Source organism: Amycolatopsis coloradensis (assembly GCF_037997115.1).
GTDB lineage: Bacteria > Actinomycetota > Actinomycetes > Mycobacteriales > Pseudonocardiaceae > Amycolatopsis > Amycolatopsis coloradensis_A.
On sequence record NZ_CP150484.1, the window covers coordinates 1975666 to 1981665 of the forward strand.

5 protein-coding genes are annotated in these 6000 nt (G+C 67.5%); 2 read left to right on the top strand and 3 right to left on the bottom strand.

Annotation, left to right across the window (positions count from 1 at the left end):
• The first annotated feature begins 37 nt into the window (after positions 1 to 37).
• Positions 38 to 436: a helix-turn-helix domain-containing protein gene (locus LCL61_RS09190; RefSeq protein WP_340686444.1), complete on the top strand. Its 399-nt coding sequence runs from the start codon at positions 38 to 40 to the stop codon at positions 434 to 436.
• A gap of 55 nt (positions 437 to 491) precedes the next feature.
• On the opposite strand, the gene thiD is transcribed toward LCL61_RS09190, so the two are convergent.
• From thiD to LCL61_RS09205, 3 genes are all read right to left on the bottom strand, one after another.
• Positions 492 to 1307, bottom strand: a complete 816-nt coding sequence (thiD, locus tag LCL61_RS09195) for a bifunctional hydroxymethylpyrimidine kinase/phosphomethylpyrimidine kinase (protein ID WP_340686445.1) — start codon at positions 1305 to 1307, stop codon at positions 492 to 494.
• Entirely contained in the window at positions 1304 to 2947 is a 1644-nt protein-coding gene (gene thiC, locus LCL61_RS09200; RefSeq protein WP_340686446.1) for a phosphomethylpyrimidine synthase ThiC, read from the bottom strand. Before thiC ends, thiD begins: the two co-directional genes overlap by 4 nt.
• 177 nt (positions 2948 to 3124) lie before the next feature.
• Positions 3125 to 3616 carry a LysE family translocator gene (locus LCL61_RS09205; RefSeq protein WP_340686447.1) on the bottom strand — a complete coding sequence of 164 codons (492 nt, stop codon included), beginning with the start codon at positions 3614 to 3616 and terminating at the stop codon, positions 3125 to 3127.
• Between the two features lie 168 nt (positions 3617 to 3784).
• Between LCL61_RS09205 and LCL61_RS09210 the strand changes: the two genes are divergently transcribed.
• Positions 3785 to 5953, top strand: a complete 2169-nt coding sequence (locus tag LCL61_RS09210) for a glycoside hydrolase family 15 protein (RefSeq protein WP_340688533.1) — start codon at positions 3785 to 3787, stop codon at positions 5951 to 5953.
• Positions 5954 to 6000 lie beyond the last annotated feature (47 nt).

Sequence of the window (6000 nt, forward strand, 5' to 3'; positions counted from 1 at the left end):
TTCGCTAGAAGGCACTTGAAGGTAAACTAGGTACCTGATGGAAACCACCTGTGAAGTGCCGGAATCCCCGTGGGACATCTACCTGCGGAACTGCCCGTGCCGAGACGTCCTCGATCTGCTCGCCAACAAGTGGACCGCACTGGTGCTCGGCGCGCTGTCGCGGCGGTCGCACCGGTTCGGTGAGTTGCGCCGCGCCGTCGGCGGGATCAGCCAGAAGATGCTGACGCAGAACCTGCGTGCCTTCGAACGCGACGGCCTGGTCACGCGCACGGTCTTCCCGACCACGCCGCCGACCGTCGAGTACGCGCTGACCGAACGCGGCGCGAGCGCGGGCACGCTGCTCATGGCGGTCAGCGAATGGTCCGTCGCCAACTTCGACGGGATCCTCGAGTCGCGGAAGGAGTACGACTCGCGGGTGATGGAGCCCGTCGGCTGACCTCGTGAGTGGCAAGGACGGTTCTAACCGTCATGACCACTCACGAGCCCGGCACCTACCGCAGCCTCCAGAACGGCGACACCGGCCCTACCCCGGCCCCCAGCGGATACGACTCCGCCACACAGCGCTCGATGAATCGCTTCCCCTCGGCGACGGCGGTCGGCACGTCCGCCCCCTTCGCCAGCGAAGACGTGATCGCCGAAGCCATCGTGTCGCCGCCGCCGTGCGTGTTCCGGGTGTCGAAGCGGGGCCCGCTCAGCTCCACCCAGGACTCACCGTCGGACAACAGGTCCACACAGTCCTGAGCCGCGTCGAGATGCCCGCCCTTCACCAGCACCCACTCGGACCCGAACTCCAGCAACGCCTCCGCCGCCTCGCGCTGAGTCGATGGCCCGGTCACGGAAACGCCGGTCAGCAGCCGCACCTCGTCCAGGTTCGGCGTGATCAGCGTGGCGCGCGGGAAGAGTTCGGTGCGGATCGCCTCCAGCGCCTCCTCGCGCAGCAACGCGTGCCCGGTCATCGAAGCGGCGACGGGGTCGACGACGAACGGCGTGTCCGACGAGCGTCCGATGTGGACTTCGTCGAGGGTCTTCGCGACGGCGTTGATGATCTCGGCCGTCGCGAGCATGCCGGTCTTCGCCGCGTCGACGCCCATGTCCGTGGCGACGGCCTTGATCTGCCCGGTGACGACGTCGACCGGGATCTCGCTGAACCCCTGCACACCCAGCGAGTTCTGCACGGTGACCGCGGTGAGCGCGACCATCCCGTGCACCCCGTTGGCGAAGAAGGTGCGCAGGTCTGCCTGGATGCCCGCACCACCACCGGAATCCGATCCGGCGATGGTGAGGGCCGTCCTGGGTGCGGCTGTCACTGATTGACCACCGGCAGGTACACCTTGTTGCCCTGCTCGGCGAACTCGTGCGACTTCTCCTCCATGCCCGCCTCGATGGCCTCCACAGTGGACAGTCCGTGTTCCTCGGCGTACTTGCGGACGTCCTGGGTGATGCGCATCGAGCAGAACTTCGGCCCGCACATCGAGCAGAAGTGCGCCGTCTTCGCCGGCTCCGCGGGCAGCGTCTCGTCGTGGTACGCGCGGGCGGTGTCGGGGTCCAGCGACAGGTTGAACTGGTCGTTCCAGCGGAATTCGAAGCGGGCCTTGGAAAGCTCGTCGTCCCACTCCTGCGCGTACTGGTGCCCCTTGGCGAGGTCGGCGGCGTGCGCGGCGATCTTGTAGGTGATGACGCCGGTCTTCACGTCGTCACGGTTCGGCAGGCCGAGGTGCTCCTTCGGCGTGACGTAGCAGAGCATCGCCGTGCCGTACCAGCCGATCTGCGCCGCGCCGATGGCCGAGGTGATGTGGTCGTACGCCGGCGCGATGTCGGTCGCGAGCGGGCCGAGGGTGTAGAACGGCGCCTCGCCGGTCAGCTTCTCCTCGAGTTCGACGTTCTCCTTGATCTTGTGCATCGGCACGTGGCCGGGGCCTTCGATCATCACCTGGACGTCGTGTTCGCGGGCGATGTGGGTGAGCTCGCCCAGCGTCTCCAGTTCGGCGAACTGCGCGCGGTCGTTGGCGTCGGCGATCGAGCCGGGCCGCAGGCCGTCACCGAGCGAGAACGTGACGTCGTACTCGCGCAGGATCTCGCAGAGTTCGGCGAAATTGGTGTACAGGAACGATTCCTTGTGGTGAGCGAGGCACCACGCCGCCATGATCGAGCCGCCGCGCGAGACGATGCCGGTGACCCGGCGCGCGGTCAGCGGGATGTAGCGCAGCAGCACCCCGGCGTGCACGGTGACGTAGTCGACGCCCTGCTCGCACTGCTCGATGATCGTGTCGCGGTAGACCTCCCACGACAGCTTTTCCGGCTCCCCGTTGACCTTTTCCAGTGCCTGGTAGATCGGCACGGTGCCGACCGGCACCGGCGAGTTGCGGATGATCCACTCGCGCGTCTCGTGGATCCGCTTGCCGGTGGAGAGGTCCATGATCGTGTCGGCGCCCCAGCGGGTGGCCCACACCATCTTGTCGACCTCCTCCTCCACGGAAGACCAGACGGCCGAGTTGCCCATGTTGGCGTTGATCTTCACCAGGAACTTCTTGCCGATGATCATCGGCTCGGTCTCCGGGTGCTTGCGGTTGGCGGGGATCACCGCCCGGCCGCGCGCGACCTCGTCCCGCACGAATTCCGGCGAGCAGCGCTCGCGTGCCGCGACGTACTCCATCTCGCGGGTGATGACGCCCTGTTTCGCCCAGCCGAGCTGGGTGTTGTGTTCACGACCGTCGGCCCAGCCCGCGCGCAGCCGATGAAGTCCACTGTGGACATCGATCTGCGCGTCGTCGTCGGTGTACGGGCCGGAGGTGTCGTAAACGTCGAAATGCTCGCCGTTCGAAAGATCGATCCGCCGCGCGGGGACCCGGAGACCGGATTCCGTCTGGTGATAGACCTTCCGGGAACCGGTGATCGGCCCGGTGGTCACGGTCGGCGTGATGTCCTGGGCATTCTCAAGCGTCGTCAACGACGTTCACTCCCTACGCCGGCATTACCCGGTCAGGTTCATGCGGTCGGCGGCGCCCAAGCCTTTCAAAGGTCTCAGCCCCTGGAAAGACTCCAGCCGCCCTCTCAGCCCGCCATGGCGCGAGCTCCCGCGGTTGTTTGGTTGTGCCCCGACCATGCCACGCCGGGGCGCGGACAATCAACCCTCCAAGGCGACGGTCACTCCGAAGCCGACCAGGACGCCGCCGGACGTGCGCTCCGGCCACAGCTTGACGCGATCGCGGCGCAGCCACTCACCCAGGCGTGTGACCAGCGGGGAGAGCGACGAATACCAGACGATGTCGACGGCGATCCACACCGCGACGCACAGCGGCAGCGGCCACGGCCCGGCGTCGGAGGGGACGAACTGGGGGAGGAACGAGATCGCGAACACGCCCGCCTTCGGGTTGCTCACGTTGATCAGGAAGCCGCGCCCGGCGCCCTTGCGGAAGAAGGGCGCTTTGACGCCGAGGTGGATCAGGAAGACCGCGCCCGCGATCCGCAAGATGTCGTAGGCGACCTGGGAGGCGATGAGGAGCGCGGTCAGGCCGAAGACCACGGCGAGCCCCCAGAACGCGACGCCGGCCTCGATGCCCGCGACGGTGGCGAACGCGTTCCGGCGTGAGCCCTTCGCCGACTGCTTGATCAGCATCACTGTCGCCGGGACGGGGATCGCATCGTCATGAGGAAGGCGGCAACGCGATTCTCGGGGCCGACATGTCGACGGCGTTAGCGGTTCACCGGTTTGGAGCATGTGCGCGCCGGGGATTCACGACAGAATCCCGGAGGTTCTGCACCGTTACAGAAGTCTGGGGTGGATATGCGAAAACTCGTGCTCCCGGCACTGGCAGGCGTGCTGATCGCGGGGCTGGTCCCGGCGGTGGCCGCGGCGCAGGGCGGTGAGGCGCCCGGAGCGCCCGGCGCCCATCCGAGCTGGCTCCCGGCGGACAAGACCGGCTTCGGCACTGCCCGCGAACGGGCGAGCAACGTCTGGTTCACCCTCCAGGGCGGCCGGATGTCCGAGGTCTACTACCCGGATCTGTCCACGCCGGGCGTTCGCGCGCTCGACCTCGTCGTCACCGACGGGACGAGCTTCGCGACGGTCGATTCGTCGGCCACGGCGCAGCGGGTGCGCCGTACCGACGGCCTCACCTACGAACAGACGATCACCGACGACCAGCGCCGCTGGAAGCTCCGCAAGACCTACGTCACCGACCCGGCGCGCACGAGCGTGCTGATCGACGTCGACTTCGTTTCGCTGACCGGCCGCCCGTACCAGGTGTACGCGGTCGCGGATCCCGATCTCACGAACGAAGGATCCGACGACTCCGCACACACCGATGGGGTGAACGGGGTCGCGTCCGACGCGAAGACCGCGGCCGCGCTGGCGGCGGAACCGGCGTTCTCGCGTGGTTCCGTGGGTTATTCGGGTTCCTCCGACGGCATCACGCAGCTGACGAAATCCTTCACCCTCAAGGATTACGCGACCGCGGCCAAGGGAAACGTGCTGATCACCGGGCAGACGTCCGCCGACGGTGTCCGCTCGCGGAACTTCACCCTTTCGCTCGGCATGGGCGCTAAGGACGCCGACGCGCTCGCCAATGCGAAAGCCTCGCTACGGCGCGGATTTTCCGACACCGCCCGCGCGTACGACCGCGGCTGGAAGCAGTACCTACGCCAGGTGAAGGACGCGCCGTCGTCGCTCAAGACCGAGCAGGAACGGGACCTCTACCAGGCGTCCGTGCTCATGCTCGCGGCGAGCGAGGACAAGATCCACCAAGGGGCGCTCATCGCGTCGCCGAGTATGCCGTGGCGGTTCGGGAACAACGACCCGGAATGGTCGCCGTCGGGTACCTATCACCTGGTCTGGCCGCGGGACCTCTACCAGATCGCGACCGGTCTGCTCGCCGCCGGCGACCGCGACGCCGCCAACCGGTCGATCGACTACATGTTCGGGACGCAGCAGCTGCCGGACGGGCATCTGCCGCAGAACAGCCACGTCGACGGCACGCCGTACTGGACGTCCATCCAGCTCGACGAGACCGCGCTGCCGATCGTGCTCGCCCAGCAGCTCGGCCGCACCGACGTCAAGACGTGGCAGGGTGTGCGCAAGGCGGCGGAATTCCTGTTGTCCTACAAGGCGGACAACGGGCACGCGTCGCCGTACAGCCAGCAGGAACGCTGGGAAGAACAGGACGGCTACTCGCCTTCGACGATCGCCGCGGTGATCGCCGGGCTGGTCTGCGCGGCCGACATCGCCAAGGCGAACGGCGCCGCCGCCGACGCGAAGCGCTACCTCGACACCGCCGACGCGTTCAAGGCGAAGCTCGCCCAGTGGACGGTGACCACGAACGGCCCGCTGTCGAAGGACCCGTACTTCGTCCGGCTGACCAAGGACGGCAACGCGAACAACGGCACGAAGTACAACCTGGGCAACTCCAGCGTGACCGTGGACCAGCGTGCCGTGACCGACGCGGGATTCCTCGAACTGGTGAGGCTGGGCATCTACCGCGCCGACGATCCGGTGATCAGGAACAGCGTCAAGGTCACCGATGCCGACATCGCCTTCACCACCCCGACGGGTCAGTTCTGGCACAGGTATACGAAGGACGGCTACGGCGAGAAGGCCGACGGGTCACCGTGGGACTACACGTTCCCGGCGGAAAGCCGGACCACTTTCGGGCGACTCTGGCCGCTGCTGGCGGGTGAACGCGGCGAGTACGACCTCGCCAATGGTGACCGTGGTACGGCCGCGAGGCGCCTTCGCGACCTGGGGCGCGTCAGCAGCTCCGGGGACACGATGCCGGAGCAGGTCTGGGACGAGAACGCGCCCTCGGGGCAGCCCGGCTTCCCGGCGGGCACCCCGACCGCGTCCGCGACGCCGCTGGCCTGGACGCATGCGCAGTACCTCCGGCTCGCGTGGTCGGTGCAGGCGGGGAAGGTGATCGAGCAGCCGCGGGTGGTGCGGTGCCACTTCCTGGGCTGCTGACCCCGGCTCGCTAGTGCGATGAAGGGGCCTTTCATCGCAAAAATTGC